Raw genomic sequence first — 25,066 nt, 5'->3', positions numbered from 1 at the left:
TGAATGGGTGGTGTCGGGCGGACAGCCCGCCCCGCCACGGCGGGGCGACCCCCTCTGAAAGGACAGCATGATGGATCACGTACTGCGCGTGCACGGATACGACGGCGGGGTGCCCACCCGCCTGCTCGTCACCGCCCTCGGGCGCCTGATCCCGTGGGCACTGGAGCGCACGCCGCCGGGCAACGAGGCGTATCTGCGCATCACCGCGCGCTGCGGCGAGATCCACGGCGGACGGGGATGCGGATGTTCCCGGCCCGCGCACGCCGGCGCCTGGTACGACGTCGACTACGTCCACGACGACGCGCGTGACGGGGAGATCCTGACCCACCGCATCGCGCACGCGGTGGCGCTGCCCGCGCCACCGGTGATCCCGGTGGAGGAGCGGCTCGCGGCCGCACCCGAACCCTGCCTGCGGGGGTGGACCGCCGGGCAGATCGCCGTCATGGGCGGCGAGGAGGCGGCCCTGGACGTCGTCGGGAGCCGGCAGGCGGCGGCGATCCGCGACGCGCGCACGGCCGACATCTACGACTGGGACGCCGCCGCGGCCGGCTATCTCCAGCGCCTGGCCGCTCTCCCCCACCGGCGCCTCGACCCCGGCCAGCGGGTCGCCGCCGCCCGGGCGCGGCTGCTGCGGGCCGAGCGGGAACTCACCGCCGCGCGGGTCTCCCTCGACAAGCGGCGCGCCAACGCCGCGCGGGCGAACGGCCACTGAAGGACCCGTCAGAGGGCCCGGGAAGGCGGGCGCACGCCTCCCGGGCCGGGCGATCGAAAGAGCCGTCGATCAAGGAAAGGATATGAGCATCGTGGCTCCTATAGTCACCACCGAGGTCAAGGTGTCCCCATGCCGGCCCCTGCGAGGTCGCAGGGCGCGCGCCGCGGGGCAGGGGACGGATATGGCGGGCGTGACCGGTGAGCCGGTGGTCGTGGAGGTCATCGCCTCCAACGGGCGGGAGATCGCGCTGGGCGGGGCGCCGGTGCCCTCGTGGGGCATCGACGACGGCGCGGGAGCCTTCTGGTGCTCGGTTGAGTACCGGGACGGTGACGGCATCGAGGATGCCGTGGCCCGCTTCCAGGCCGCCGGGCTGCTGCCGCCCGGGCGCGCGGAAGTGCTTGGCACCCAGGACATTGAGGAGTTCTGGATCCACGAGGACCACCCCTGCTACACGGTCCGCATCATCCCGGCGGGCGCGCGCCAGCGGTGAAGGCGCCGTCCCGACGCGGTCGGGCACGCGGCCCTGAACGCGGTCGCGGGCCCGCCGTGAGGTGACGGACGGCGCAACGCCCCTCGCCTCCGTAGCGACGCGGGGGGCGTTGCGTTTCCCCCACGTGCGCGGGGCTGCCTGGCCGCGACCTCCCTGGCTGTTCACACTGGTGGCGGGGCGTTCGGGTATACCGGGATCATGGACGACGAGCCGGGCGAGGACGAGGTGTGGGCGCGAGCGCTGTGGGCCGCGCTGCCGCGTGAGGACCGCGTGGAGATCGTCGCCGACACGCTCACCGCCGACCCGGTGTGGGGGCGGTGGGTGCGCATCATGGTGGGCGAGTAGCCGGCCGGCCCCCTCCCGGCCGGGAGGAGGAGGCATGGCGAGTTGGCCGCTGGGGCTGCCGCTGCCGAGTGATCCGTCGTGGCGGCGCCGCGCCGCGGCGTGGGTGAGCCACCTTCTCCCGGGAACGGTCCTGACCGCGTGCCCGGCGCTGACCGAGCACCCGCGCGCGGCCGGCCGGGTGGCGTGGGTGTACTGGCGCGCGGTGCAGACGGCGCGCGGCCGGGACGAGCGCGGGCCGCTGTCGATGTCCGCGGCCATCCCGGCCGATCTCCTGGCCGGCCTGCTGCCGGAGGACGACGTCGCGCTCGTCCGGGCCCTGCAGGTGCCCGTGGACACGGCCACGTCGGCGCGGGCGATCGAGCGGCGGCTGGAGGATCTCGCGGCGGTGGGGCCGCACCTGCCGACACACTTCCTGAGCGGCTGACCCCGCATCCTCGGCGGATACGGGGCGCTCGACTCTGCCCGCGCGCGAGGCCGCCGCTACAGTTCCTGGTGCGGACCCGCCCACCACACTTGGGCGGGTCCGCACCCGGGTGTTCACAGCCGCTATTGCAGGTCGCGCAGATCATCGAGCAGTTGGCGGCGCTGCTCGGTGAGCGGGTGGGCGGTGGCGATGTAGCCGCCCCAGTTGCTGAGCGCCCAGTCGTCACCGTCGGCGCTGTTGTGCACCACCGTCCACACCAGCGCGTTCGCCTCGTCCACGTGGACGCGGGTCTCGGGGCGGGCGGCGCCGCGGGGCAGCCACACCTGCGCCAGCCCGACCAGGGCCGTGTCCTCCAGCTGCTCGGCCGGCGGGTGTACGGCGTCGGCGGGGCGGGCGCCGGGCAGCAGCGCGAGCAGCTCACGGGCGCGTGCGGCCACGGCGGTGGCCGCCCAGCGGCGCGCCTCCAGCTCCAGGACCCGTTCGGCCTCGGCCGGGGACGCGACCCGCCACAGCGTGGTCACCGTCTCGCCGTCGCGGCCGTGCCCATCCAGGTGGCGGCGCCTGAGCGCGGCGATCACGACGCCGATCACCGAGACGCGGCCCTCGGGCAGCTCGCGCCAGCCCGGCCCCTCGCCGGGCCCGTGCTCCAGCGTCACCCGGGCGATGGTGCCGGCCGGGTAGTCATAGGAGACCGGGGCGTCGCCGAGGGTGCGCTCGTGCACCACCCAGGTCGGCGCGCCGTCGGGGTTGAGGGGGTTGTCCGGGCACCGGTCGGGGTGGATGAGGTGGCGGTCGCCGCGCGGGCCTTTCAGCGCGCCGCGGCCGGGACCGATGATCTGCCAGCACAGTTCGCACGGCCCGGCCCACCGGTTGGTCTGGGGGTCGGGCCGCGGGGCGGGCACGGCCGGGCAGGCGCCGTCGTGGGCGGGTCGCCACCTCTGGGGCGTCTCCAGGATCTCTCCCTGGCTGAACGCGACCGCGCGGGCGAGCAGGTCGTCCTCGGTGGGGCCGGTGGGGAGGAGGATGCCCTGCCCTGCCTCGATCCAGCCGGTGCAGTGCAGGCAGTGCCCGGCGTAGCGGTTGACGGGCGGCGGGCACACCTCGTGCTCGGCCCGGTAGCCGCGCTCGTCGCGGGAGATGAGCCCCGTGCCCGCTGCGACGGTGGTGCCGCACCGGTAGCAGCGCCGCGTGTACTTGTTGCGGCGCGGCTTCGGATTGACGGGCGTGTACTCGCGCAGGGGGTAGGGGGCGGGGTTGCGTTTGCGGCTCCGCGCCTTGGACAGGTGGGTGTGCAGCCCCTTGATGATCTGCGGCCCGATCCGGCCGGACTTGTTACGCCAGGTCTTGACGAGGTCGAGGCCGCCCTCAACGTGCGGGTCGACCCGCCACAGGGTGGCGGTCAGCGCGCGGTCGTCCTCGCCTTGGCGGCGTTCGACGGTGAGCAGCAGCAGGCCGGGGCGCAGGTCGTAGAGGCCGCCGCGGTCCAGCCACGGCCCCTCGACGGCGTGGCCGCCGCGGCCGTGCAGGTCGATGGCGCCAAGCGCCTTCGCCCAGCACTTGCGTCCCGGGATCTGGGCGGGGATGGCCACCCGCGCGGTCGCGGGCGTCGTGGTGGTCCTCATCGGCCGTCTCCTTGGGGGTCGTCGGGGCCGGTGAACGGGTCGTCCAGGCCGGCCGGGGAGTCGGGCACCTGCACCCCTGTGGCCTCGGGGTCGTAGCTGACCTCCCACGCCTCGGAGAACTCCTCGTCGGCGAACAATTCGGCCAGCCCCTGGGTTTGCCGCAGGCGCAGGACCTCGTCGGCGTCCATGCCGAGGTGCTCGCCGATCCAGGCGTCGGTCTTGCCGCGTCGGGCCAGGTCGAGCACGATCTCGCTCATGCCGTCAACGGTGTGCACGCCACGGGCGCGGTTGTGGCGGATGGTGGCGGCCATCCGGTCGGAGCGCTCGCTGCGCTCGGGCTGGATGAGCGCGACCGGCAGTCGGCCCCGCACCCGCTTGGCGACCTTCTTGGACTCCTTGCCGACGCGGTGGCGGTGGAACCCGTCGACGACCTCGATGTGGCCGTCCGCGATCGGCCAGCCGACGATCGGCTGGGTGTAGCCGTCGTCGGTGATCGACTTCTCCAGCAGCTTCATTTCGGGCGGCGCGACGATGTTGGGGTTGTAGTCGTTGGCCTGCACCTTCTCGGCGCGTACCCACTGCACGCAGTCGACCGGCTCGCCGCGCATCGGCGAGTGCTCGGACAGCCGGGCGCGCAGGGCGTTGATGACGTCGATGCGGGCGTCGTCGTCCAGGTCGGCCAGCCGGGCGAACACCTCCTCGGCGGCGGCCAGGATGTCCTGGCAGAGCAGGTCCAGCTGCTGTTCCTCGCTCACTTCTCGACCTCCTTCTGCTGGGCGGGACGGGTCATGCGGGCGAACTCCTTGGTCTGGCTGGTGATCGTGAAGCCGACCGCGAGGTAGGGGCCGGCGTGGGCGTGGCGGGCGATCGCGTGGAGCTCGGCCGGTCCGCACCGGGCCACCGCCGCCGCGGCCAGCGCCTCGCCCGTGCCCTGCGGGGCGTCCGGGGTGATGTAGAGGCTCTCCACCAGCCAGCGTCGTCCGCGCGCCGCCACCGCGACGAACCCCACCGTCCGGCGGCGGTGGCGTGCGACGATCCAGGTTTTGGCGTCGTCGTCCCACACGTTGCCGCCGAGGTAGGCGTGCACCTCGCGCCGTGCCAGGAACGGGCCGAGGGTCGGGTAGAACGTGTGGTCGGTGTTGGTCAGCTCGACCAGGGTCACGCTCATCGGGCCTCCCCGAAGTAGTTCCACTCGGCGCGGCGCCGCCGCTGCAGCGCTTTGTACTGGGCTTGGGCGTAGCGGTTCTGCGGGGAGAAGCTCATGCCCTTGCACCAGTAGTCGTTGGAGAGCAGCACCTTGCAGATCCGCGTCCAGGACGGGACCCGCTTGTCGCTGGCTGGTCCTTCGTCCGGGATGGAGCCGCCCGGGTAGCCGCGCGTCTCGTACCAGTGCAGGAACCCGCTGATCTTGTCGCGGTAATGCTCGGCGGTCTCCGCCGGCATAGAGGCGAGCAGCCGGTGCGCGAACTCCTCCCACGTGAGGCCGTCCGGCTTGGCGATCTTGATGCGGCCCAGTACGTTGCCGGACTCGCGCGCATAGATCGCGCCGAAGTTCGCGCCGTTGACCCGCGCCACCACCCGCGACCAGGTGTGCGGTTCGATGACGTGGTACAGCCACAGCCCTTTGCGCTGGTCGTCGCCGTAGGGCTGGCAGATCCGCGCCTGGTGGATCGTTAGCCCGGCCTGGTGCATCCGGTCGTACAGCTGGTTGTACGGCGTCTTGGTCTTGCCGTAGAACCTCCAGATGTCCTCGGTCTTCCAGTCATAGAGGGGGTAGGCGTTGTAGACCGTCGTGTCGGCGATCCAGGTGGTCCACGCCCAGTCCTCGTGGCGGCGCTTGCGCTGCGAGGCGATGGTGCGCCACCGGTTGAGCGACTCCTGGGTGCGGATGCCGACCAGGCACGCGGTGAGCTTGCCGTCGCTGTACCAGTCGCCGAATTCGGGAGTGAACTCCTCGAACTCCATGCCGCGGCGGAAGAAGGGGAAGTACCCCTCATCGGTGATGACGCCGCCGCGCGCCGGGGTCGCTCCTTGCCACTGCGGCCGCGGCCGCACCCAGTCCTGTTCGCGGCCGGGCTCCCAGCACATCCACTGCGGCTCGAACTGGCTGACCGCGTTGCGCAGGTTGAGCGGCAGCGCCACCCAGTACGGGTCGGCCACGTCGGCGTGCCGGTCCAGCATCTGCTGGATGTAGCCGACCGTGTAGGCGTACTGGGCCTCCAAATCGACGAACAGGACGCCGATGCGCCGGCCGCGGCGGCGCGCCTCCTGGGCGGCCAGCTCCAGCAGCACCCCGGAGTCCTTGCCACCGGAGAAGGAGACGTACACCCTGGCGAAGTCGTCGAAGACGCGGCTGATACGCGTCTTCGCGGCGGTCAGGACGTCGACGCCGAGTCCACGCCGAGCCGGTCGCGGATCCACCTCTCCACCTCCTCCTGCTCCACCTCGATCACGTCGCCGTCGGCGTCGACGGTGACGAAGCACCGCTCCTCATCACCCCAGGAGTAAAAGAGCCGCACCTGGTAGTAGCGGCCGTGCTCCAGCGTCCACCAGCACTTCACGCCGCGGGTGCCACGCGAGTTGGCGCCGGTGTAGTCCACACGCGCCTTGAGGAACTCGCGTTGCAGCCCATACCGGGCGCTCAGGCCGGTGATCTCGGCGACCCACGGCCGCCGCACGCTGTCGCTCATCCCGCCGATCGCCTCGGCGGACCATAGAGCCTTGATCACGACGCCTCCCCATCGATCGTCACGCCCTGTGCCGGGGTGGTATCAGACGGCGCCGACGATTCCGGTGCCGCCGTGAGACGGCCGCCGGGCACGAGGTAGCGCCCCGGCGGGATCGGCCGGGCGTGCTCATCGGTGAGCGCCGCGCCGTCCCAGGACAGCTCGCGGGCGGGCACCACGGGCAGGCCGGTGGCCACGTCACGGGCGTGCGCGGCCGAGACGAGCAGCGCCGCGTCCCGGCCGTGCCGGGTGATGGTCTGCGGCCCCACCTGCTCGGCGGCCCGGCGCAGCGCGGCCCAGCTCTCGCGGCCCTGGCGGATCCCGACCCGGCCGGCCGGCCTCAGCCCGGCGCGGCGCGCGGCCTCCACGCCGACGAGCGCGCCGTCGAGGACTCCCTGCACCGTGATGGCGACCGTCACGCGCCGGGTCTGGACCTCATCGACGAGGTCGCCGAGCCGGGCCCGCGCCTCCTCCGACGGAACTGATCTCGTCACATCCCCACCTCCTAGTGTGTACGGCTCTGTAATCATCAAGATTACAGGGCCGTACACATCGAGGCAAGGCAGTCCGGCCCCGCACCCCCCCGGACAGCACGGCGGCCCCGACCCTGACGCAGGTCGGAGCCGCCGGTGCACGCCGCCGCGTCCGGCTACGTCTCGCGGAGAATCTGCTCCGCCCACTCCGGATACGTCGTCGGCGCCGTCGGGTCCATCATCAGGTCCATCACGCCACGGCCCGCGCTGACCGCAACGTCGCGCAGGGCCGCGTGCAGGCGGCCGGCCACGAGCCGGCCCGCCCACGCGGGCACGTCCCGCCCGCCCAGCTCCGCGGCGAGTTCGGCGTCGCCGGCCTCGACCTCGCGCGGCACCGGCTCGCGCAGCAGCGCGATCTTGGCTCGCCGGTCGTACTCGCCTTCCACCACCTCCACCCACGGCCGCGGCACCGCGATCGGGCCGAGCACCGCAGCGGCGTGGCAGTAGGCCATCACCTCGTCGTCGATCCGGTGCGCCGAGGTGATCAGCGGGAGACCGGCGGTCTCCTCGGCCGTGTCAGCGGCCACCGCCAGCACCGGCGTGGCGTAGCCCAGCCCGCTCAGCCGCGCCGGAATGGTGAACACCTCGGTGTGGATCACGAACACTCCCCGGCCCCGGGGCCGACCTGCAGGCCCACGCCCAGACGCCGCAGCTCCGCGAGCGCGGTGAACCACAGCTCGCTGCGCAGCCGCCACCCGGGCAGCTCCCGGTCCTCGTCCTCCTCATCAGAGCCGCTGAGCAGCGCGGGATCCACCCGCGCCGGCGGCTCGGGCAGGGCCTCCAGCAGCGGCCCGAGCAGGCTGGGCGTGCGATCGCACGCCCGGTGGAGGGCCGCGAGGCGCTCCGCCCGCACCTCGGCCTGCTCCGGCTCGGCGATCCACGCCACCACGGCCCGCACCACCGGCGTCAGCCCCACCGGATCCGGGCGTCTCCCGCCGACATCGAGCAGCGCGCGCACCACCGCCGGACGCGGCTCCCCACGCTCGCCGACCAGCACCTCGACACGGTCCTTCATCATCACAGCTCCTCCTCTTCGTCCTGCGGCGGCGCCACGTACAGCAGGCCGCCTCCCTTGACCTGGTAGGTGCCCGGGGCCACCGGCCGGCCGCCCACCGTCATGGTGCGGCCGTCCCAGCACACGTCGCCCTCCACCACCGGCAGCCCGTGCTCCACCGCGTGGGCGTGCGCAGCGGAGACCAGCACCGCGACCAGTTCCCCGTTGCGCACGATCGCCTGCGGCCCGAGCCGCGCCGCCTCGCGGCGCACGCGCACCCACTGCTGGCGCGCCTGCGACACCTTCCACACCCCGGCCAGCTGCAGGCCGGTCTCGATGAGCGTTTTCAGCGGCACCAGCGCACCGGCCGGTGCGCCGTCCACCGTCACCTCCACGATCACGCCCTCGTCGTGGACCCGCGCGGCCAGCACGCCGAGCCGGGCCCGCGCCTCCTCACTGGGCACGCTCACACTCTTCTTCGTCACACACCCATAGTACGGCGCCGTACGGTATGCTGATGCAAGAAAGGTTGGGTTTCTTCCCAGAGATGGTGATGAACCGTGGTACGGGGCCGTACAGGTTTAGATTGATGTCAACGCCAAGGGGAGCTCGGATGAACCGCCAGCATCTCGCCGCCCAGGTCCCCGCCACCCTCGTCGACTACGACCTCGACGCCCCGGCAGCACGAACCCAACCCGGCCGTGGCCGGCTGCGTGGTACCGCCGCGTGGTCGCTCGCGCCGCTCAGGAGGTGCCCGGCCTGGTCATCGTGGCGCCGGAGTAGCTCCAAGACCGAACTAAGGAGAACCGTGAAGATCGTCAACATGACCTCCCACCGGCTCAGCATGTACGGACCCGGCGAGGACGGCGAGGAAGTCGTCGTCGCCACGTATGAACCCAGCGGGATGGTGGCCCGCGTGGCCCACACCGACAGCGAGGAGATCGTCCACACCGACCACGGGCCCGCGCGGTTGCTGACCCAGCGCTTCGGCGACGTCTATGTCGCGGTCGACGGCGAGCGGCGCGAGATGCCCGACCCGGAGCCGGGCACCCTCCTCGTCGTGTCGGGGATGGTGGCGTCACGGCTGCCGGACAGGGACGACGTGGTGACGCCGTCAGAACTAGTCCGCGACGAAGCTGAGCGTGTGATCGGCTGCCGCGCGTGGGGGCGGCGGGCCCACGTCGACTCGCGTGGAGACGAAGGAGAGAAGATCGAGGTGCGGGTACCCGCAAACCTGATTGCGGCCCTGGAGCGCTACGGCGAGGGGCGCGGGATCACGGACCGCGCCGAGGCGCTCCGGCGCCTCATGGCCGAACAGCTCAAGGCTGACGAGGTCAACCGCACGAACGGGCTGCTGCAGGCCCTCATCGACGATCTGCACATGGAGCTCGGCGTGTGCGAGCAGAAGCTGCGCGAGGCGCTCAGTAAGTAGACGCCGCCAAGGCCCCGAGCCGCTGCGGCGTCCCCGCCCAGGCGTAGTGGGCGGGGACGCCGTCCCCATGCTAGCTGGGTGACCTACCAGCGCTACCGGGCCCGCAAGGACAAACCTGCCCGAGCTTCGGCGGCGGATCCTACGCGAGTCCCGCCCATGAGCGCTGGGCGGGACCGGCGCCGCCCATCGTAGCTTCCCGCAAAGCCGCCGATCCTCTAATCGGCCGCCCACGAACAAGGCGTCCCCCTCTGCCGAGTGGCAGAGGGGGACGTTGCGGCACCCACGGCGGCGAGTGCGGCGTGGCCGGTGAGACCCGGCCGCCTACGTGGTCAGGCCCGCCCACGCCAGGGTGGCGGCGCGCGGCGTGCGCATCGTCCCGGCCGGCCGGTCTGGTCTCACGGACGCCGACCTCGCCGCACGCGCGGCCGCACGACCCCAGCAGGGGTGGCCGCCTGCGGTCACCCCACCCTCAAGCGGCCGGTCCGGCTTCGCGGGCCGCCCTACGATCACAACAACCCCCGACCTGTGAGGAGCCGCATGACCCCCGAGACCGAGCCGCGCTACCCGGCACCCGAGGACTACGACCTCTACCGCGCTGTCGCTCACTGGCTGCCCCCGGACTCGGCCGAGGAGCGAAGCCGGTGGCGGGCGGACCGCTCCCTCACCCGGCCGGAGATCGCCGCCTGCCTCGCCCACTACACCGAGCTGGCGCGCCAGGTCCAGGCCGACGTCGCGGAAATGCGCCTTGACATGGACACCGAGGCAAACCCCTACGTTGCACCGACCAGCGATCCGGCGTTCGCGCAGGCCGTGCGTGACGCCGAGTACTACGAACGCGTGGCCGCCACGCTGCGGTGGTGGCTGGACCACACCGGCCGCGACACCGGCGACATGCACAACGTGGTCATCGAGGTGGACCTGTCAGGGGCCGGCAGCGATGACGAGCTGCACGATCTGCGGCCCCGCGTGGCCGAGGCGCTGGAGCATGCCTGCGGTGGTGGGCGCCTGGAGTCGGCCACCGTCGTGTGGGACGTCCGGGGCCGCGGGGTGATCGTGGACGCCTGGACCCACGCCCCGGACCGCGGCCACGCCGAAAACACGGTCCTGGGGGCGGTACGCGAAGCGGTAGAGGCCGCATGCCGGCAGGGCGGGCCATTCCGCCTGGGCACCGCCGCCGTGGTGCCACCGGTCGCTGCCGAGTGACCCCCGTGGCGCCGCCCCTGTCGCGCGGCCGGGCCCGACGGGAAGGACGGCCTGGTCCCAGCGGCGCAATCCCGCACGACCCGGACGCGACCTTGAAAGAATTCCTGTGACCACCGTGAACCACGCCTTGGCGTCGGCAGAAGACCTTGCGCGGCTCAAGCGGCACTTCGACAGCGCGACGTCTCCGGCTCCGCCGACGCCTGCGTCACGATCACCCCGCCCGTCCAGAAGAACGCCCGGCAATGCGCTCTACGAGTACGCATACATGGGGAAGGCTGGCCCCGACCTGTTCGGCGACTTGGCGGATATGGCAGAGCCGGAGAACTGGGATCGGGACTCACCGGGCGACAAGGGGATCCTGCGCAACTACATCTGCTGGACGTTCGAGCGCGCACGCCAGCAGGGCAAGATCTCAGCGAGCGTCGATGCCTCCCACTCCGCCTTCAATACAGGACTGGCAACAGCGCGACAGGAGGTGATCTACGGGCTCTTCCGCCGCAACTCCCGGACCGGCCATCCGTGGGACTTCGTGGACTGGTGCGTGGAGGGCAAGCACGACTTCATGGATCACTTCCCACCCTCCCTTCGTCCCGACTTCGTGACCTACACCGACAACCCGGCGGACTACGTCTACGATTGGCGCCGGGAACTCATCGTCAGCGTGGATCACATCCTCGACGGTCATCGCCTCGCCAGATTTCCGGCACCCCTCCAGCGAAACCCCCACCTTGCATGCATGGCACTGAAGGGTGCCATCGACACAGTGCTGGAGCGAGTCCGCCGCAACCACAGGACGGCAGTGCCGGTCTGGTACCCGGCACTGGACACGGTTCAGCTCCTGCTCCCGCTGTCGCTGGTCGACGCCGGCGTGGTCGATCTCGCGCTGGTGGTCTCCCCGCAAGGGGAGTTCTATCGCGGCCACACGGTTTTCACTCCCGCCATGGCCTACAACAACGCCCGGCTGGTGGGTCGCCCCGACAGCGAGTGGCTGCGACCCGCTGTCTGCGAAGAAGCTCCGTCGTGACGCCGTCAACGCGAGGGTAGGTGGCGGCCGAGCGTGTCGAGTTCGGTGAGCCGGGTGGCCAGCCGGCGCCGGTGCGCGGCGGCCGCCGCCGCGGCCTCGCGGGCCTCGGCGGGAGAGAGGCCGTCGAGGCGCAGCTCGGCCTCCAGCCGCTGCTGGGCGTGGGCCAGCCCGGCGTGACGCGCGGCCAGCATCCGCCGCCCCAGCCGCCCGGCCGCCCGTGGCGGCACGTCCTCCGGCAGCGCGGCGGCCAGCCACCACGGCACCGCGTGCTCGGCCAGCCAATGCCGCGCCCGGCTCGGGAATCCCGGGTCGGCGGCGGGCGGGACGCCCAGCGGCCAGGCGGCCGGCTGCGCGCGCCAGGCCCCCACCTACGCGCCCGCGGCGTCGTCGCGGCGGGGGCCGGCCAGCACGCCGGTCACCGGGACATCGCCGGGCACGAGGCCGCGGTACACCTGCCAGGCATCGCCGCCCAGCTGGCGGGCCAGCAGCTCCAGGAGCCTCACGGTCTGGTCGGCCTCGGGCGGCCCGACCGCGATGAGCTGCCGGTCGGGCGCGGCGCCGATCTGGAACGGCGGGGGCGCGCCGATGAGGAAGTTGAGGACGACGCCGAGCGCGGTGATCTCGCCGCGGAAGTCCTCGCCCTCGCCCTGGGGGCCGTGCACGACGGTCAGGTGCCGCCACCCGCGCGCGGTCTGCTCGGCCTCCAGGACCGGGTCACCGTTCATCAGCGCCTCGGCGTCGCTGATCACCGCGCGGGTGTAGTCGTCCTGAGGGGGCTCGGTGAGCAGGATGGTCGGCCCGTACTCGCGGACGACGTGCCCGCCGGTGCCGGCGCCGCAGTCCTCGAACCAGGGCACGAGGTCGCGGTAGATGCGGTTCAGGCCGCGCCCGGCCAGGTGCTCCTCGTACAGGCCGGCCGTCACCGGATCGGCGGGGGTGAGGTCGGCGAGCGGGAGCATCCGCAGCTCCCCGCCGATCTGCATCGGGGTGATGGTGCCCCAGGCGCGGCGGGCGGTGGCCAGCGCTTCCAGGAGCGCGTGCGGGCCCGAGGCGGCGCGCGCCCGGGTGTAGGCGTCGCCGTCCAGACGCGTCCACGCCGCGTCCAGTTCGACCGCCCAGGACAGGCCATCGGCCAGCCGGCCCGCCGCCACCATGACGTCGCCGCGCTGCAGCGCGGTCTCGGTCTCGGCTTCGGCCGCGCGCCAGGCCCGGTAAGCCACTAGGAAGCGGCCGTAGGCGCTGTTCCAGGTCGGGGCGGACTCCTCCCCGTGTCCGTCTCCCATAGCCCCCACTCCCCTCCAAAAGACCACATAAAGGACAAGCTGGGGCATCCTCTCACGTGTTGGGGGTCTGACCAGGGCCGATGCGTGTCCGGATGTGGCCACCCCGCCAACGCGCGCGGGCGGAGGCGTCACCGCGCTGGGGCACGATGAGGCCCCTGCACGAGGTGGAACTCCTCGGCGTGCCGCTGGATACGCCTCCGACCACCGCGGCGCCTGGACCTACCGCGGCCGCGTCGCGCCGCTGCACCCGCGCGGGGCGTGGATCCACGCCGAGCTGCTGGGCGGCCGCCCATGCCCGCCCCAGTGCCGGTGAAATCCGCGCCCCGGCCGCCGGCCGGACGACCGGGGGCACCGTAGCCTGAGGGGGCGGGAGAGGAGCCGCCCCATGCCGAACGAGGATCCAGCCACCACGGGCCAGCGCATAGCCCGGGCGCGCAAGCTGCGGGGGGTGACCCAGCTCGGGCTCGCCGCGCGCTGCCGCTACAGCCGCTCCCAGATCGCCAAGGTCGAAAGCGGCGCCCGGATCGCCACCCCCGGCTTCGTCGCGCAGGTCGCCGCGGCTCTGGGCGTGACGACCGCGGAGCTGTACGGCCAGCCTTATGCGGGCCAGGAGGCCGTGCACGCCCACGTCACGGCGATCCGCGAGGTGCTGGCCTACGTCGACGTGCCCCCCGAACTCGACGCCGCGCCCCGGCCGCTGGAGGAACTGGCCCGCGAGTCGGCCGTGGTGGCGCGCCACCTGCAACAGGCCCAGCACACCAAGGCCGGCGCCCTGCTGCCCGCGCTGCTGGAAGAGCTGGCCGTGCACGTGGCCGAGGCCGGCGAGCCCCGCGCGTGGCAGGTGCTGCACCGCGCCCAGGTGCTGACGCTGCGCCTGACCCGCAAGCTCGGCCATGCCGATCTCGCCGACTACATCGCCGAGCGGGCCCGCGTATCGGCCGCGGCCGCCGCCGACCCGCACCTGGAGGCGATGCTCACCCAGCGCCGCACGCTGATGATGATGGACCGCGCGCAGTGGCGTCCCGCGCTGGCCTCACTGGAGCACGCTCTGCGCCGCGTGGACGAGCACCGGCCCGACGCCGCCGAGGTGCTCGGCGCGATCCGGCTCCGCCAGGCCGTCATCGCCGCGCGCGCCGGGCGCGCCACCGACGCCTGGGACCACTTCGCCCAAGCCCAGGAGATCGACGTCCGCGCCGGTGAGCGCGCCGCCGCCGGGCAGCGCGTCCTGCGCGACGCCCACGGCACCACCTTCACCTCGGGCAACATCGGCGTGCACGGCGCCGCCGTCGCCGTCGAGCTCCGCGACTACGACGAGGTCGTCAAACGCGAGCCGGCGCCGCAGCTGCTGGCCGACCTCATCCCGGAGCGGCGCGCACACCACTCGATCGACATGGCACGGGCGCTGGTGGAGGCACGCCTGCCCGCCGACGCCCTGCGCCACATCACCACTGCCGAGAGCCTCGCCCCGGAGATGGTGCGCTACCACCCCACCGCCCGCACCGTCGTGGAACACCTGGTCGACATGCACAACGCGCTCCCCGCGCCGCTGCGCCGGCTCCAGCGGCGGATGCGCGTCATCTGAATGTTCCAAAAAGAGGGAACAAACCTCGGGCCGATCGGCGCGACGATCGACGTATGGCGATCACATGGACAGAAGACCCCTGCCCTGCACCGTCGCGCCGGGCCGCCCGTCTGGGGAGCGGCTTTGGGCCCTACATCGGGGACCAGGAGGCGCAGCCGGGCAGCGGGCGCGGGCCCCGCGGGCACCAGAAGGACGACGCGCGCGCCGAGGTGAGCGGCACGCGCCCGCTGCTGCCGCAGCGCAAGCGCGGACACCGCTACTGGCAGCCGGTACCGGCCGGCCGGGAATAGCCACCCTCCCGGACCGGGCGCCATGACGCCCGGTCCCGTGGCCGCGCCCCGCTCGTCCATCTGGCGGGGACGCGGCCGCCCCCGCCCGCGCCCCCTGGGGAGAGGGGTGCCCCGGTCCCGGCTGGCCGGGGACCCCCGGGGGGTGCGGGCACGCCGCTGCCGACCCGGCCGAGAGCGGGAGCCGGGCCGGCAGCGGCCATCATCGCAACGGAGGATCCCGGTGCCCTACCGCCTGCTGCCCGCCGCGGCGGCCGCCCGCATCGCCGAAACCCCGGCCGCCGACCTCGTCGCGGCGCACCACCGCTTTGAGCTGAGCGGGGTGTGCGCGCGCGGCCGGTGGTGGTGGAGACCGGAGGAGATCCTGGAGCTGCGCCACCCGCACGCGCTGCTCACCCGCGCTGAGACGGCCGCGGTGTGCGGGGTGCGGGGCGAGACCGTGCGCCGGTGGGCCCGGGCCGGGCTCATCGAAGCCGACCAGATCGGGCGGCAGCACCGCTATCCCGCGGGCGCGGTCGTGGACCTGCTGCGCGGCGCCCGCGCCGCCGCGGCGGCCTCACCTGCGGCCGGGCGGCGCGTGCGCGCCCGCACCGCCCCCGACGGCCGCCGGCTGCTGCGCCCCTCCTCCGCCGCCGCGCTGGCCCTCATCGACGCGCGCGGCCTGAACGCGCTGGTCCTGCTCGGCGACCTCGACGGCGCCCTGCTGGAGGGTCAGCCGTGGATCACCGCCGCATCCGCGCTGAGTGTGCGCCCGGCCGACGCGCCCATCAGCGTGTGCGTGGCCGCGGACCTGCTCGGCGTGCCGGAGGCCGCCGTGCACCAGATGATCCTGGACGGCCGGCTCACGCCCGGGATCTGCGCGGCGGGGCGCCGTCGGCTGCTACCCGGCCAGCTGCGCGCCGCGCTCGACCGCACGCCCGCGACCGGACGGACACCGGCCGCCTGACCCCCGGCCGACCCGGAGAACAGGGAGCCGCCAGGGGCGCGGACCCGTCCCCGGCGGCCCCACCGCTGAGCCGGGTCACCGCCGCGCCGGAGGTGCGGGCGCCGCGGTGAAGCCGCGCAGCAGCTCCAGAGCCGCGGCCGCGTCACCGAGTGCGCGGTGTCCGCCGCCCAGCGGCATCCAGCCGCTCACCCGCGTGTAGACGGACCGGTCCTCCATCAGGCACCGCCACGCCGTGCTGGTGGCCAGCCGTCCGGGGTCGATGCCGTAGCGGGCGCAGTCGGCGCGGATGCGGCCGCGGTCGAAGTCGGCGTTGTAGGCCAGGATCGTGCGGCCGCCGATGGCCGCGGCCACGCGCGGCCACACCCGGTCCCAGGCCGGTGCGCCATCCAGCATGGCCGTGGTGATGCCGTGCACCCGCTGGGCGCCCGGCTCCATCTCCACCTCTCCGGGGTGCACGAGGGTGTCCAGCAGCGCCTCGCCGGTGGCGGCGTCGATGATCGCGATCTCCACGATCGCGCCCTCCAGCCCCGTCGTCTCGGTATCCAGCACCACCGCCACGCCGGGTTCCACGGCCGCGCGGGCGTGGCGGATGACGTCGCCGACCTCGGTGGACAGGTCGATGTGGCCGGTGTGGGCGCCAGCGGGATGCTCGGCCAGAGCCTGCTTGACCTCCTCCAGAGTCGGGCCGCCATCGGCGCGCTGCTCCCAGTCGATCTCCCAGAGCTGGCGGCCGGACCAGTAGCGCGGCCACACCTCCACGCCGAAGCGCTCGCCGATCTCGGCGGCGAAGGCGCGCACGAGCGCCGCGCGCGAGGGCGGCAGACCCGCGACGATCTCGCGCAGCGGGGACGGCGCGCCCGGCCGCACCGCGCGCAGCGCCTCCCAGTCGATGCCCAGGCTCGCGTCCTCCCGCAGCTCGGCGAGGTCGCCGGTGCGATACAGCGGGATCTCGACCTCGCTGCGCCGCCCGACCGGCTTGACGAGGTGGTCGGCCGGGGCGATGAGCCCACCGGCCACCAGGTAGTCGAGGTCCTTGCGCCGGATCTCCAGGTGCGCGGCGGCCTGGTCCGGGCCGAGAAGCCGGTCGGCCTCCACCCGCGCGCACAGCTCCTCGTCCTGGGCCAGGGCCTCGATGTCGGCGCCGCCCCACCGGCGCCCGGCGCTGACCAGGCCACGTTCGGCGGCGACGGCCATCAGCTCGCGGTAGTGCCATCCGAGCCGGTCCAGGGCCTGCTCGGTGGTCATGCTGGTCTCCAGCCACGCCTGACGGGCCTGGACCACCTCGGCGACGATCTCGCCCGGGATCGCGGCCGCCTGCTCCACCGCGTAGAGCGGGTGGCCCTTGTACTCGTCGACGGGGGCGAGCAGGCCGCGCTCGGCCAGCGTCTCCACATCGCCGGCCGTCACCTCCAGGCCGGTGCGCTGCGCGATCGCCTCGGCGGTGCGGGTGGCGCCCACCGGAAGCGCCGCCCGCACCGCCTCCAGCTGCTCGCGGATCTGCTCGGCGCGGGCCTTGGCCTCAGCCACGACCTGCGGCGACCACTTCTTGCCGTCGACGTCGGCGGCCGGCACCAGTCCGGACGCCACGGCGAAGTCCCAGGGCAGCCCGGTCTCGCGGGCGGCCTGGATCGGCCCGAACGGTTTGGGGGCTTTGGCGCCCATACGATTCTCCTGTCGCGGAATGACTGTTCTGTGGCGGTTCGGTGGGCGCCAGGTCCTGGCAGAGCGGGCACCCACCGTCGGAAACGGGGTGCCGCCCGGGCTGTGCGGCCCGGGCGGCACCCCTCACGCTCACGCGCCGATCGGGCCGATCGGGATGACGACGCACGTGGCGTTGTCGTCAACGCGGTGTTCGGGATCCCGCGCCGCGTCAGCGGCGCGCGCGTCCTCCACCAGGGCCCGGGCGACCGCCTCCGCGCCATACTTCTCACAGGTCAGGACGGTCCCCCACATGTCCTCGTGCGTCAGCGCATCGTGCACGCCATCGCACGTGAGGATGATCGCGTCACAGTCCCCGGGCAGCATCACCCATCCGGCGCGATCCTGCGACGGGCGCGGATCGGTCTCCGGGGTCTCCGGCGCGGTGTGACAGCCGATGGAGGTCGTGATCACGTGGTCGTACTCGGCGGGGTCGCCGAGCTGCTCGCCGGCGGCCGTCCCGTCGGCCAGCCGGGCACGGATCGCGGCGCCCTCGGTGTGGTCGGCGGTGTGCAGGGTGAGCGTGTGATCGGCGCGGCGCCAGGTGTAGACGCGCACGTCTCCGGTCCAGGCGGCCTGGCGCTGCTCCACCGCGACGACGGCGCCGACGCAGTCAGGGCCGTCGTCGTCCTCGCCTTCGGCGGCGCGCACGACCTCAGCCGCGGCCGCCAGCCCGGCCAGCGCCCCCCGCGCGGCCGCGGCCTCGGCGGCGCGCCGCGCGGCGCGCTGGGTCACCTCCTCCACGGCCGGGTGGCCGCCGAAGCCGTCCATCAGCGCCGCGCCACGATGGCCGTAGGTCATGAGGGCGCCCACGCGGCGGTCCAGGCCCGCAACGGCGACGGCCGCTGCGTCCTGCTGGCGGGGCCGGGGCCCCTGGTCACTCCACACGCCCGGCCTGGGATGCCGCACCGGGTGCAGCACGCGGTCCATCGGGTCGATGAGGCTCATCTTCTCTTCCTCTCTTCGGCTACCAACGCTGCACACCGATGCGGAACCGTTGTCCCCCGACGCGTACCAGGGCGGTCGCCTCCGCGCCGACCCCGTCCAGCTCGACCGGGTCGTCGGGGTCGAGCACGCCCTCCCGGGTCAGCAGCTCCGCGATCTGCATCACCAGCTGGTCGGTGGGCTCGGTGGGGGAGTGAGCGGCACTGTAGGTCCAGGTCACGGATCTTCCTCTCGGTGTGGGTCCAGCATCACCGCGGGGTGTGACGCTCTATCTATGCCTCGTCCTCCGTCGGGCGCGGTAGGACCAGCTCGGGCACTCGGGCGGGGTCGGCGCCGACTCGCAGCACCAGCCGCGCCCTGGAGCTGGCCGTGGACCATGTCCTCGGCCACCTCCAGGGCGACCACGTCCTCGGGGGTCGAGGAGGATTACTACAGGATTTGGCGGTAGGGCCGTGACCCGGACTGCTCACCGGGAGTGCGCTGGCGGTGAGGTTTCCCGGACACACGGCAAGCTGCCTGGCAGCATGGGTCGCACCGAGCCTTGAGGAGCATCCTGTGAAGCGCCCGAAGATCCGCTTGACCTGCTGCCTGTGCGGCCGAACGCTGCCTCAGCGGGCGGACGTCTACGTCCTGGACGCGGAGTGGCAGCGCCGCCACCCCGACATGGTCGGCATCCTGGCCTGCCGCTGCGCCATCACGCAGCGCTGGTTCTGGCGGTGCGACGGCGGAGGCCCGCGCTACGTCGCCGGGCATCTTCCGGCCGCCTCCGACGGCCCGCGGTGCATCGACTCCTGGAGCCACATCAGCGTCTGGGGAACTCCCGTGTACGCCGTGACCTCCTACCCCTTCGCCGCGCTACAGCAGGGGGCCGAGGAGTACCTGCGTCACACCGCGCACCGGCGCGGGGTCAACGCCGAGGTGGCACGCGAACTCCAGGAGGCACTGGCGGAGTGGGATGCGCGGGGCTCTCTCATAAACGGTCGTTTGTGAGAGTTCTGCGAGAGCCCTGCGGGGCGCCCTGTTCTCGCAGGCGGGTGTTCGCAAAAGCCCTCTCGAAACCCTCACGTTGTGCGAGGGTGTTCTGAGAGGCTTGCGGTATGGATCTGACACCCGAGCAGGTGTCAGTTTCCGTAGTCGATTGCACGGATGACCGGAGTCCTCTGCACACGCGTCGCCCTACGCGCCGTCCTGGAGGTAGCGGTGCAGGGAGGTCTTGGGGATGCCGGTCTTGGTGCTGATCTCCCCGAGGCTGGCGCCCTGGCCTTTGAGCAGGCGCGCGTAGTCGACCTTGTCGGCGGGGTGGGCCATGGGGCGCCCGATGCGGCGGCCGGCGGTTTCGGCCACGGCGCGGGCGTGGGCGGCACGCTCGGCGGTGAAGGTGCGTTCCATCTCGGCGAACAGGGCCAGCAGCAGGAAGGCGATGCGGCCCATGCCCTCATCGGCGGTGTTGATCGGCAGCGGGTCGGCCAGCGAGCGCACGCCGATGTTCTTCTCGTTGAGGTCGTGGACGAGGTTGAGGACCTCGCGCAGGTTGCGGCCGAGCCGGTCGAGGGTGTGCACAACGATGCGGTCGCCGGGGCGGGCGTAGGCGAGCAGGGCGGCCAGCCCCTCGCGCTCGACGGTGGCACCGCTCTTCTTGTCCACGTAGATGCGCTCGTCGGCAATGCCCTCCGCGGACAGGGCGTCGAGCTGGCGCTCCAGGTGCTGCTTGGTGGTGGAGACCCGGGCGTAACCGAGAGCGAGGCCGGTCGAGGGGTGATGGTCGGTTCCCATGGCCGCAACCGTACCGGAAGTCGGCGCCGTACGAGCCTTGCGGAACGCTATTTGTGGAACGAATTCCGGAACGACCGGCGGGGTGATCCGCCCAGGATCGGGATCCCCACCGGGACTCCCGGCGCCCTGTTCCACTTCCAAGGATGTGGAACAGCTCAGGTGAGGTCGTCGTGGCCGAGTTCGCGGGCGCTGGGCAGGAACTCGGCGGGGACACCGGCGCCGAAGAGGTAGGCGCGTTCTTCCTCGAACCGGTTGAGGGTGCGGCAGCCGAGGGTGAGGAAATGGAGGAGCCGGCGGGCGGTGCCGCGGTCGCGGCGTGCCAGGTTCAGTACGGCTTCCATCTGGGCGATGGTGTCCTACCAGACGGTGCGGTGGGGAGAGGGGCGGTCGCCGTCGTAGACGTGGCGGTGCGGCGGTGGCCGCAGGGCGGAGGCGAGTCGGCCGCGGGCGGCGATCTTGCCCTCGGCGGCCAGGTGCAGCGCGGTGCCGGCGGCGCGCAGCATCTCGTCCTGCACCTCCGGCTTCAGTTGCTCGTAGGGCTGCCAGATGTTCAGTCCGGCGCGTTCCTCACGGCCGGTCGCCTCCCAGATCCGTTCCAGCACGGCCCGGCCGTGGGCGTTGCGGGCAGACGTCGCGAGGCTGACTTCGTCCAGCAGGCCACGCAGCAGCCGGAACCACACCCCGGCGTGCACGCTGCGGCCCGGGAGGGCGACCCGGCCGGTGGTGAGCCCTTCGTGGGTGTAGCGGTCCACGGTGGCCAGTGGCTCCTCCAGCGGCACCGGGCCGGGCCCCGGCCGCCCCAGGGTGATCGAGATCGCGACCTTGGAGGCGTCCTCCAGTCGGCAGTCGTGCTCGGCGCAGCCGGTCATCAGCGGCAGCCGCCACACCAGGGCACGGCCGCACGCCGGATCTTTGGCGCAGAGAGGGCAGGCCCGGCTCCGCGGCCAGCGCGCGAGCCATGGCCCCGCCCAGCGCTGCCCCCGCGCATCAACGCGATTGTCGCCGGCCTCGCCGGGGGCCAGGAGCACCGAGTTGTCCCGGACGTAGGTGTCGAACACCGGCTGCATCCCCTGCACCGGCAGGGGAAGCATGTCGAACAGCCACGGCTGCCATCCGGCCAGCGTCATCGACCGCAGCCGGGCCACGTCCACGCCGGTGCGCCCGGCCAGCGCGACGAGCATCGCTTGGGGCGGGTCGTAGTCGAGGTCGGCCGGGACCCACAGGTCGGCCAGGCCCAGGTTGCGGGTCAGCAGGTCTTGCACCGGCAGCTCGTACAGGCCGGCGAGCCGCTCCAGCCATGAGGACAGCGACTCCAGCGGGCCGGGACGCGGGTGCAGCGGCCATCGCCGGACCGTGCTCATCCCAGTTCGCGCTCGAACATCCGGCGCCGCTCACCGGGCCCGGCGTAGGACGCCAGCAGCAGGGTGCGCTGGTTGATGGCCTCCTCGCCGGAGTCGATCGCGGCCACCGCGGCGTCGGTGAGCAGGTGGGCCAGCTCTCCGATCGTGCCCTCGCTGCGGGTGAGCAGGTAGCCGGCCATCTCGGCGGAGGCGATCGGCGAGGGCCTGCGCAGCGGGAACGAGGCGGCGAAGCTGGCCAGCAGCGAGCAGGCGTCGGCGTCGGCCTCCCACGGCGGCAGGGGGAAGGGGACGAACCGGTTCTCTAGCTGGGCATCGGCGCGGATCGCCAGGTAGGCGTCGCGGGTACCGACGCCCACCAGCGGGATGCGCAGCTCGTTACCCAGGTAGCGCAGCAGGTTCAGGAACTCCCGGCGGGTGCCGTTGCGCCCGCTGAGCACGTTGTGCAGCTCGTCGATGACCAGTACCCGCACGCCGGCCGCGCGCAGCAGCCGCAGCACCAGGTGCTCCAGCTCGGCCACCCGGTACCGCGAGCGCAGCGGCGCGCCGAGCGTGGCCAGCAGCGCGGTGTAGAACCGGCCCACCGACGGCTCTGAGGGCATCTGCACCACCAGCACCGGGGTTTCCTCGCGATCCGGGTGCGCCACCGCGGGGTGACAGCGGCGGAACTTCTCCACGATCATCGACTTGCCGTTGTTGGTCGGCCCGATCAGCAGCAGGTTGGGCATCCGCTGCTTGGCCGGCCAGCTCAGCAGCGTCTCCAGCCGCTCCAGGGCCGCAGCCGCGCGGGGGTAGCCGATCCAGCGATCGGAGCGTACGTAGGCGAGCCGCTGGTCATCCGGGAGCCGCGCGATCTCTCGGGCGGCCGGATGCAGGTGCGCCAACTCCCCCGGGCCGGCGGCGTTCACCACTGCTCGATCTCCTCGAACGGCCGGGCCACGACCGTCTCGCCCTGGTCCCCGGGCGGTGCTGGCGCCGCGGGCGGCCGCACCTGAATCTCAGGGCGGCGCTGGCGGTCACGCCGGGCCTTGCGGGTGGTGGCCGTGGCGGTGTCGGTGATCTCGCGCATCCGCGCCACCATGGCGAACAGCGCGTTCTCATCGACCTCGGCACGGCCCAGCTCGCGCATCCGCGCCACGGCGGCCTTGTGCTCCCATGCGCTGATCGGCGGCCGCGACAGCGTCCGGTAGGGAACCTCGACGTAGGCGGCACCGCCGGGGTCCAGGGCCCAGATCCGGCTGATGTCGCGGGGGTCGCGGCGCAGCACGAACCGGCCCAGGTGCTCTCGGCGGGCGATCCAGGGCTTCAGCGCGTCGCTGTAGTACTGGACGTGGCCGATCACGAACCCCGACCGCGACAAGGTCCGGCGGATCACCGGCAGGAAGTCCACCAGGAACGCCGTCTGGCTGGTGACCGTCACCGGCCAACCTGAGGAAGCGGCCGTCTCCTCCCAGGCCCCGGCCGGGGTGCGGCCGAGTCCCTCATGCACCTGGCCGTGGTAGGACGCCACAGCCAGCACCAGCCACCGCTGCAACTCGGCCATGGTCAGCACCGCCTGGCCGTCGCTGTCGTAGGCGCCGCGCTCGGCGGTGTTGGAGAAGGTGGTGCCCGGCAGTTCGTGCACCTCCCGCATCATCGTGCCGATCACCCGCTCCACGATCCCGCCGAAGTGCGGCTGTCCCGGTGGCCGGTAGCCCAGCCCGATGCCGTGCTGGTCGCATCCGCGGCGCAGGGCCTCGCTCTTGAACTCCGCGGCGTTGTCCACGTACAGCGCCAACGGCTTGCCGCTCATCGGCCACGCCGCGTCCACCCCGAGCTGCTCCAGCCAGGCCCGCTTGCCGGTGACCGTGTGCGCCAGGCACAGCCCCACCGAGGTCGCTGAAGGCGCCTCCAGCGTCACCACCAGGCCCACCACGCAGCGGCTGGCCACGTCGATCGCCACCGTCACATACGGTCGGCCGATCGGGAGCCGGTGGCGCTCATCGACCACGATCACGTCCACCGGGGTGTGGTCGATCTGGACCTGCTCCAGCAGCCCGGTGACCGCGGGCGCAACGCCGCCGGCCGGGTGCAGCGGGCGGGCGGCCCAGCTTCCCTGCCGCGCGGTGGTGACCGTGACCGGGTCAAGGCGGGCGATCCGGCGCGCTACCGTTCCCCTGGAGGGGGCCCGCAGGCCCCGGGCCCGGCACTGCCGCGTGATCTCACGGTGCACCGCAGCCACCGAGCGGCGCTGGCGCGTCAGGTACCGGCTGCGCAGCACCTGGCGGACGATGGCCTCGACCTGTTCTGGTAGTCGGCCGCTCCCGCGGCCGCCGCTGGAGTGGCCCGGCAGCAGGTCCGAGACCAGGCCCGCACCCCCGCGCCACCGCTTGATCAGCAGATACACATGCCGCGGGGACATGCCCAGCTCGGCGGCGGCGTGCTCCGCGGCCGAGCGGCCCACCATGTCCTGTCCGGCGAGCGGCCCGATCACCTCGGCCCGCCGCACGGCGGTCTCCCATTCGCGGGGCGACGCGGTCAGCACGCCGCACTCGGTCACCGGCTCTTCCGACATCCGCGACTCCTGCCGCTGTGCGCACGACTGCGGTCAAATCGACGGTAGTGCGCACGACTTCGGATGTCCGGGAAACCCGAAGTTCTCCGCACTCGACAGGGAATCCCCAGGTCACTGCTGAACACGACTTCGAACATTCACACCGCACCCCGGTGACCTGCGCGAAGAGCGCTTAGCGCACGATCCTGCTCCGATGTTCCTCAGACCCCGGGCCCCACACCGCTGTGAACAGCCAAGATGGGGTATGCAGAAACTTCCCAGCGTCGGTGAGCGCTACGACCCTGCTCGCTCCCGGTACCCCGAAACAGCGTCATGGCGGCTCTCGGTACAGCACGGGGCCGAGCTCATGGTGTCGGTGCCCGCCCCGGACCAGCGGATGATCGACGCGGTGCACGGCCGCGCCGGCGCGGCCCGCTTCGCGTTGATCACCCAGCCCGACGTCCTCGTGCTCGCCACACGCTTCGGAGAGCAAACCGGCTGGATAGAGGGCGCGTGGCAGGCCATCCGCCAGGATCCGGGCTACCCGCCGGGGCTGAGCGGGGGCGACGGCCACCTGGTGGTGCGCATCCACCTCGTGGATGCGCTGACCGGGCTGGTCGCCGCGCAGTCGCTGGTCACCTGGCCGCCGGCGTTCGCCGCCGCGGTGCGGACCGCCATCGGCGAACAACTCGCCGGGACCCAAGACGACACCGCGGCCTCGCACCAGCTCGACGCCCTCCGCCGGCGCTACCCCACCGTCGCCAAACTCGTCCGCGAGACGGCAACGACCACCTGCACCGGCGGCGCCGCGACCTGACCGCGCCCCGCCTGCCAGGTGGCCAGGGCTTCAGCGGACCACGGTACCTGCCGCACGGCAACGGCCGACTGTGCCCACTGCACAACCCGGCCGGCCGCTGCGGCGGACATGCAGCGCGCCGGAGACGCTCGACCTCTACGCCACGATCACCGACGGTCTGGCGACGAGCACCAAGACGACGTCGACCAGTGGACCGTTCGCCAGGGTCCGGTGGGTGGGTGGTTGGGGTTAGGGCGGTGCCTCCGGCGGGGGCCTCGGCAGCCGGGATGGCCGGGGATGGTCTGGGGGGTGGCGGGTGGTCTGTGGCGGGCGTGGGGGCTGTGCCATCCCGCCGCTGTC

At 73.0% G+C, this 25,066-nt stretch carries 31 protein-coding genes; 12 read left to right on the top strand and 19 right to left on the bottom strand.

Translation table 11 applies throughout. The features are described from left to right. Positions 1–67: 67 nt before the first annotated feature. The 4 genes from ACFQRF_RS26895 to ACFQRF_RS26880 all read left to right on the top strand — a co-directional run bounded on the left by ACFQRF_RS26895 (position 68) and on the right by ACFQRF_RS26880 (position 1,971). On the top strand, positions 68–712 hold the full coding sequence (locus ACFQRF_RS26895) for a hypothetical protein (RefSeq protein ID WP_379874186.1): 645 nt from the start codon (positions 68–70) through the stop codon (positions 710–712). A gap of 190 nt (positions 713–902) precedes the next feature. After that, positions 903–1,202: a hypothetical protein gene (locus ACFQRF_RS26890; protein WP_379874185.1), complete on the top strand. Its 300-nt coding sequence runs from the start codon at positions 903–905 to the stop codon at positions 1,200–1,202. Between the two features lie 198 nt (positions 1,203–1,400). Continuing rightward, positions 1,401–1,547, top strand: coding sequence for a hypothetical protein (locus tag ACFQRF_RS26885; RefSeq protein WP_379874183.1), 147 nt, complete (start codon positions 1,401–1,403; stop codon positions 1,545–1,547). 34 nt (positions 1,548–1,581) lie between these two features. Then, positions 1,582–1,971 (top strand): hypothetical protein, encoded by a 390-nt coding sequence (locus tag ACFQRF_RS26880; RefSeq protein ID WP_379874182.1) that lies wholly within the window; start codon positions 1,582–1,584, stop codon positions 1,969–1,971. Positions 1,972–2,093: 122 nt separating this feature from the next. Here ACFQRF_RS26880 and ACFQRF_RS26875 read toward each other — a convergent pair whose 3' ends face one another. From ACFQRF_RS26875 to ACFQRF_RS26835, 9 genes are all read right to left on the bottom strand, one after another. After that, positions 2,094–3,593, bottom strand: coding sequence for a hypothetical protein (locus tag ACFQRF_RS26875; RefSeq protein ID WP_379874180.1), 1,500 nt, complete (start codon positions 3,591–3,593; stop codon positions 2,094–2,096). After that, positions 3,590–4,348, bottom strand: coding sequence for an IbrB-like domain-containing protein (locus tag ACFQRF_RS26870; protein ID WP_379874179.1), 759 nt, complete (start codon positions 4,346–4,348; stop codon positions 3,590–3,592). The genes ACFQRF_RS26875 and ACFQRF_RS26870 overlap by 4 nt, the downstream gene beginning before the upstream one ends. Further along, positions 4,345–4,761, bottom strand: a complete 417-nt coding sequence (locus ACFQRF_RS26865) for a hypothetical protein (protein WP_379874177.1) — start codon at positions 4,759–4,761, stop codon at positions 4,345–4,347. The genes ACFQRF_RS26870 and ACFQRF_RS26865 overlap by 4 nt, the downstream gene beginning before the upstream one ends. Then, a complete protein-coding gene (locus ACFQRF_RS26860) occupies positions 4,758–6,014 on the bottom strand; it encodes a phosphoadenosine phosphosulfate reductase (protein ID WP_379874175.1) in 1,257 nt (418 codons plus the stop codon). Before ACFQRF_RS26860 ends, ACFQRF_RS26865 begins: the two co-directional genes overlap by 4 nt. Next, on the bottom strand, positions 5,969–6,322 hold the full coding sequence (locus ACFQRF_RS26855; RefSeq protein WP_379874174.1) for a hypothetical protein: 354 nt from the start codon (positions 6,320–6,322) through the stop codon (positions 5,969–5,971). Before ACFQRF_RS26855 ends, ACFQRF_RS26860 begins: the two co-directional genes overlap by 46 nt. Beyond that, positions 6,319–6,813 carry a type II toxin-antitoxin system prevent-host-death family antitoxin gene (locus tag ACFQRF_RS26850; RefSeq protein ID WP_379874172.1) on the bottom strand — a complete coding sequence of 165 codons (495 nt, stop codon included), beginning with the start codon at positions 6,811–6,813 and terminating at the stop codon, positions 6,319–6,321. The genes ACFQRF_RS26855 and ACFQRF_RS26850 overlap by 4 nt, the downstream gene beginning before the upstream one ends. Positions 6,814–6,968: 155 nt before the next feature. Next, complete coding sequence (locus tag ACFQRF_RS26845; protein WP_379874171.1) at positions 6,969–7,451, bottom strand: hypothetical protein; 483 nt, start codon at positions 7,449–7,451, stop codon at positions 6,969–6,971. Then, entirely contained in the window at positions 7,448–7,870 is a 423-nt protein-coding gene (locus ACFQRF_RS26840) for a hypothetical protein (RefSeq protein ID WP_379874169.1), read from the bottom strand. Before ACFQRF_RS26840 ends, ACFQRF_RS26845 begins: the two co-directional genes overlap by 4 nt. Next, on the bottom strand, positions 7,870–8,331 hold the full coding sequence (locus ACFQRF_RS26835; protein ID WP_379874168.1) for a type II toxin-antitoxin system prevent-host-death family antitoxin: 462 nt from the start codon (positions 8,329–8,331) through the stop codon (positions 7,870–7,872). Before ACFQRF_RS26835 ends, ACFQRF_RS26840 begins: the two co-directional genes overlap by 1 nt. A 323-nt stretch (positions 8,332–8,654) precedes the next feature. Between ACFQRF_RS26835 and ACFQRF_RS26830 the strand changes: the two genes are divergently transcribed. The 3 genes from ACFQRF_RS26830 to ACFQRF_RS26820 all read left to right on the top strand — a co-directional run bounded on the left by ACFQRF_RS26830 (position 8,655) and on the right by ACFQRF_RS26820 (position 11,505). Further along, on the top strand, positions 8,655–9,278 hold the full coding sequence (locus ACFQRF_RS26830) for a hypothetical protein (protein ID WP_379874166.1): 624 nt from the start codon (positions 8,655–8,657) through the stop codon (positions 9,276–9,278). Positions 9,279–9,815: 537 nt separating this feature from the next. Next, positions 9,816–10,481, top strand: a complete 666-nt coding sequence (locus ACFQRF_RS26825) for a hypothetical protein (RefSeq protein WP_379874165.1) — start codon at positions 9,816–9,818, stop codon at positions 10,479–10,481. A gap of 106 nt (positions 10,482–10,587) precedes the next feature. Beyond that, entirely contained in the window at positions 10,588–11,505 is a 918-nt protein-coding gene (locus tag ACFQRF_RS26820) for a DUF3825 domain-containing protein (RefSeq protein ID WP_379874163.1), read from the top strand. A gap of 5 nt (positions 11,506–11,510) precedes the next feature. Here ACFQRF_RS26820 and ACFQRF_RS26815 read toward each other — a convergent pair whose 3' ends face one another. Both ACFQRF_RS26815 and ACFQRF_RS26810 read right to left on the bottom strand, forming a co-directional pair. Continuing rightward, positions 11,511–11,873 (bottom strand): hypothetical protein, encoded by a 363-nt coding sequence (locus ACFQRF_RS26815; protein ID WP_379874162.1) that lies wholly within the window; start codon positions 11,871–11,873, stop codon positions 11,511–11,513. Then, entirely contained in the window at positions 11,874–12,788 is a 915-nt protein-coding gene (locus tag ACFQRF_RS26810) for a hypothetical protein (protein ID WP_379874160.1), read from the bottom strand. 385 nt (positions 12,789–13,173) lie between these two features. Between ACFQRF_RS26810 and ACFQRF_RS26805 the strand changes: the two genes are divergently transcribed. From ACFQRF_RS26805 to ACFQRF_RS26795, 3 genes are all read left to right on the top strand, one after another. Continuing rightward, positions 13,174–14,370 carry a helix-turn-helix domain-containing protein gene (locus ACFQRF_RS26805; RefSeq protein WP_379874159.1) on the top strand — a complete coding sequence of 399 codons (1,197 nt, stop codon included), beginning with the start codon at positions 13,174–13,176 and terminating at the stop codon, positions 14,368–14,370. 53 nt (positions 14,371–14,423) lie between these two features. Further along, positions 14,424–14,660, top strand: coding sequence for a hypothetical protein (locus ACFQRF_RS26800; RefSeq protein ID WP_379874157.1), 237 nt, complete (start codon positions 14,424–14,426; stop codon positions 14,658–14,660). A gap of 220 nt (positions 14,661–14,880) precedes the next feature. Next, positions 14,881–15,603: a helix-turn-helix domain-containing protein gene (locus ACFQRF_RS26795; RefSeq protein ID WP_379874156.1), complete on the top strand. Its 723-nt coding sequence runs from the start codon at positions 14,881–14,883 to the stop codon at positions 15,601–15,603. A gap of 75 nt (positions 15,604–15,678) precedes the next feature. Here the strand turns inward: ACFQRF_RS26795 and ACFQRF_RS26790 are convergent, their stop codons facing one another. The 3 genes from ACFQRF_RS26790 to ACFQRF_RS26780 all read right to left on the bottom strand — a co-directional run bounded on the left by ACFQRF_RS26790 (position 15,679) and on the right by ACFQRF_RS26780 (position 18,466). Next, a complete protein-coding gene (locus ACFQRF_RS26790) occupies positions 15,679–17,265 on the bottom strand; it encodes a 3'-5' exonuclease (protein WP_379874154.1) in 1,587 nt (528 codons plus the stop codon). 129 nt (positions 17,266–17,394) lie between these two features. Beyond that, positions 17,395–18,249, bottom strand: a complete 855-nt coding sequence (locus ACFQRF_RS26785) for a hypothetical protein (RefSeq protein WP_379874153.1) — start codon at positions 18,247–18,249, stop codon at positions 17,395–17,397. Positions 18,250–18,268: 19 nt separating this feature from the next. After that, positions 18,269–18,466: a hypothetical protein gene (locus ACFQRF_RS26780; protein ID WP_379874151.1), complete on the bottom strand. Its 198-nt coding sequence runs from the start codon at positions 18,464–18,466 to the stop codon at positions 18,269–18,271. A gap of 335 nt (positions 18,467–18,801) precedes the next feature. Between ACFQRF_RS26780 and ACFQRF_RS26775 the strand changes: the two genes are divergently transcribed. Beyond that, positions 18,802–19,236 carry a hypothetical protein gene (locus tag ACFQRF_RS26775; protein WP_379874150.1) on the top strand — a complete coding sequence of 145 codons (435 nt, stop codon included), beginning with the start codon at positions 18,802–18,804 and terminating at the stop codon, positions 19,234–19,236. Positions 19,237–19,422: 186 nt separating this feature from the next. On the opposite strand, the gene ACFQRF_RS26770 is transcribed toward ACFQRF_RS26775, so the two are convergent. From ACFQRF_RS26770 to ACFQRF_RS26750, 5 genes are all read right to left on the bottom strand, one after another. After that, positions 19,423–20,019, bottom strand: coding sequence for a recombinase family protein (locus tag ACFQRF_RS26770; protein ID WP_379874148.1), 597 nt, complete (start codon positions 20,017–20,019; stop codon positions 19,423–19,425). Positions 20,020–20,174: 155 nt separating this feature from the next. Further along, complete coding sequence (locus ACFQRF_RS26765; RefSeq protein WP_379874147.1) at positions 20,175–20,360, bottom strand: hypothetical protein; 186 nt, start codon at positions 20,358–20,360, stop codon at positions 20,175–20,177. Between the two features lie 15 nt (positions 20,361–20,375). Further along, complete coding sequence (locus ACFQRF_RS26760; protein ID WP_379874145.1) at positions 20,376–21,380, bottom strand: TniQ family protein; 1,005 nt, start codon at positions 21,378–21,380, stop codon at positions 20,376–20,378. Next, entirely contained in the window at positions 21,377–22,288 is a 912-nt protein-coding gene (locus ACFQRF_RS26755; protein ID WP_465262343.1) for a TniB family NTP-binding protein, read from the bottom strand. The genes ACFQRF_RS26760 and ACFQRF_RS26755 overlap by 4 nt, the downstream gene beginning before the upstream one ends. Beyond that, complete coding sequence (locus ACFQRF_RS26750) at positions 22,282–23,931, bottom strand: Mu transposase C-terminal domain-containing protein (RefSeq protein WP_379874144.1); 1,650 nt, start codon at positions 23,929–23,931, stop codon at positions 22,282–22,284. The genes ACFQRF_RS26755 and ACFQRF_RS26750 overlap by 7 nt, the downstream gene beginning before the upstream one ends. Before the next feature lie 244 nt (positions 23,932–24,175). Here ACFQRF_RS26750 and ACFQRF_RS26745 point away from each other — a divergent pair, with 244 nt between their 5' ends. After that, positions 24,176–24,727 carry a hypothetical protein gene (locus ACFQRF_RS26745; protein ID WP_379874142.1) on the top strand — a complete coding sequence of 184 codons (552 nt, stop codon included), beginning with the start codon at positions 24,176–24,178 and terminating at the stop codon, positions 24,725–24,727. The last annotated feature ends 339 nt before the right edge of the window (positions 24,728–25,066 follow it).

It is taken from the genome of Marinactinospora rubrisoli (assembly GCF_042664915.1).
Classification (GTDB): domain Bacteria; phylum Actinomycetota; class Actinomycetes; order Streptosporangiales; family Streptosporangiaceae; genus Marinitenerispora; species Marinitenerispora rubrisoli.
Note: the sequence above shows the minus strand (reverse complement) of the source record. Positions and strands in the feature narration are given on the sequence as shown.

Excerpts from the sequence above, each read along its gene's own strand:
- ACFQRF_RS26750 (WP_379874144.1), bottom strand. The coding sequence starts at position 23,931 with ATGTCGGAAGAGCCGGTGACCGAGTGCGGCGTGCTGACCGCGTCGCCC.
- ACFQRF_RS26825 (WP_379874165.1), top strand. The coding sequence starts at position 9,816 with ATGACCCCCGAGACCGAGCCGCGCTACCCGGCACCCGAGGACTACGAC.
- ACFQRF_RS26770 (WP_379874148.1), bottom strand. The coding sequence starts at position 20,019 with ATGGGAACCGACCATCACCCCTCGACCGGCCTCGCTCTCGGTTACGCC.
- ACFQRF_RS26765 (WP_379874147.1), bottom strand. The coding sequence starts at position 20,360 with ATGGAAGCCGTACTGAACCTGGCACGCCGCGACCGCGGCACCGCCCGC.
- ACFQRF_RS26800 (WP_379874157.1), top strand. The coding sequence starts at position 14,424 with ATGGCGATCACATGGACAGAAGACCCCTGCCCTGCACCGTCGCGCCGG.
- ACFQRF_RS26840 (WP_379874169.1), bottom strand. The coding sequence starts at position 7,870 with ATGATGAAGGACCGTGTCGAGGTGCTGGTCGGCGAGCGTGGGGAGCCG.
- ACFQRF_RS26790 (WP_379874154.1), bottom strand. The coding sequence starts at position 17,265 with ATGGGCGCCAAAGCCCCCAAACCGTTCGGGCCGATCCAGGCCGCCCGC.
- ACFQRF_RS26810 (WP_379874160.1), bottom strand. The coding sequence starts at position 12,788 with ATGGGAGACGGACACGGGGAGGAGTCCGCCCCGACCTGGAACAGCGCC.
- ACFQRF_RS26785 (WP_379874153.1), bottom strand. The coding sequence starts at position 18,249 with ATGAGCCTCATCGACCCGATGGACCGCGTGCTGCACCCGGTGCGGCAT.
- ACFQRF_RS26760 (WP_379874145.1), bottom strand. The coding sequence starts at position 21,380 with ATGAGCACGGTCCGGCGATGGCCGCTGCACCCGCGTCCCGGCCCGCTG.
- ACFQRF_RS26895 (WP_379874186.1), top strand. The coding sequence starts at position 68 with ATGATGGATCACGTACTGCGCGTGCACGGATACGACGGCGGGGTGCCC.
- ACFQRF_RS26885 (WP_379874183.1), top strand. The coding sequence starts at position 1,401 with ATGGACGACGAGCCGGGCGAGGACGAGGTGTGGGCGCGAGCGCTGTGG.
- ACFQRF_RS26745 (WP_379874142.1), top strand. The coding sequence starts at position 24,176 with ATGCAGAAACTTCCCAGCGTCGGTGAGCGCTACGACCCTGCTCGCTCC.
- ACFQRF_RS26875 (WP_379874180.1), bottom strand. The coding sequence starts at position 3,593 with ATGAGGACCACCACGACGCCCGCGACCGCGCGGGTGGCCATCCCCGCC.
- ACFQRF_RS26805 (WP_379874159.1), top strand. The coding sequence starts at position 13,174 with ATGCCGAACGAGGATCCAGCCACCACGGGCCAGCGCATAGCCCGGGCG.
- ACFQRF_RS26880 (WP_379874182.1), top strand. The coding sequence starts at position 1,582 with ATGGCGAGTTGGCCGCTGGGGCTGCCGCTGCCGAGTGATCCGTCGTGG.
- ACFQRF_RS26865 (WP_379874177.1), bottom strand. The coding sequence starts at position 4,761 with ATGAGCGTGACCCTGGTCGAGCTGACCAACACCGACCACACGTTCTAC.